The sequence below is a fragment of the Streptomyces glaucescens genome, assembly GCF_002154375.1.
GTDB classification, from domain to species: domain Bacteria; phylum Actinomycetota; class Actinomycetes; order Streptomycetales; family Streptomycetaceae; genus Streptomyces; species Streptomyces glaucescens.
In genome coordinates, this window is record NZ_MUND01001047.1 from 1 (window position 1) to 800 (window position 800).

2 protein-coding genes are annotated in these 800 nt (G+C 69.2%); both read left to right on the top strand.

Annotation, left to right across the window (positions count from 1 at the left end; genetic code table 11):
- On the top strand, positions 1-553 hold a 553-nt coding region (locus CCN42_RS40470), incomplete at its 5' end, for a replication initiator (RefSeq protein ID WP_339384155.1).
- A gap of 2 nt (positions 554-555) precedes the next feature.
- The gene (locus CCN42_RS40475) at positions 556-765 is read left to right on the top strand and encodes a helix-turn-helix domain-containing protein (RefSeq protein ID WP_086742060.1); all 210 of its coding nucleotides are present in this window, start codon (positions 556-558) and stop codon (positions 763-765) included.
- The last annotated feature ends 35 nt before the right edge of the window (positions 766-800 follow it).

Sequence of the window (800 nt, forward strand, 5' to 3'; positions counted from 1 at the left end):
GGGCACCCAGCTCGACGTACGCCCGATCCGCGCCTTCGGCGACGGCGCAGAGATCACCGAACAGGCCGTCGCCTCCTACGTCGCCAAGTACGCCACCAAAGCCGCCGAGACCACCGGCACCGTAGACCGCCGCATCGGCAACAAAGAGGCCCTGGCCCTCCTCGGCGTCCCCGACCACCCGGCCAGGCTTATCGCCGCCTGCCTCGACCTGCACCCGCTCTACCCCGACCGCAAGCTCCGCGACTGGGCCCACATGCTCGGCTTCCGCGGCCACTTCTCCACCAAGTCCCGCCGCTACTCCACCACCCTCGGCGCCCTCCGCCAGGTCCGCGCCGACTACCGCGCCGCCCAGCAACGAGAAGCCCTCGGCCTGCCCGACCCCGACGACCAGGAGGCAACCACCCTGACCCTCGCCCACTGGGCCTACGCCGGCCACGGCCACACTCCCGGCGAATCCTGGCTCGCCGCCAACATCCGCCGCGACCTCCAACAAAGCCGCGAACTCGCCCGCGAGGCGCTCGACGACGCCCATTCGGAAGGAGACGACTGGTGACCATGGACCGACTGCTCACTGTGCAGGAAGTCGCCGAACGCCTTGGCACGGGTGTGAGGTTTCCTCGCCGACTCATCGAGGAACGGCGGATCACCTTCGTGAAGGTCGGACGGCACGTGCGCATCCCCGAAAGCGCCGTGAGGGCATTCGTGGCTGCCAACACCGTGGAGCCGGTCACCCTTCGTCCTTTGGCTCTGCGGGGTGCTGCCTGATGGCCTCGAAACGCAGGTCTCGCCGAACGTTCGGC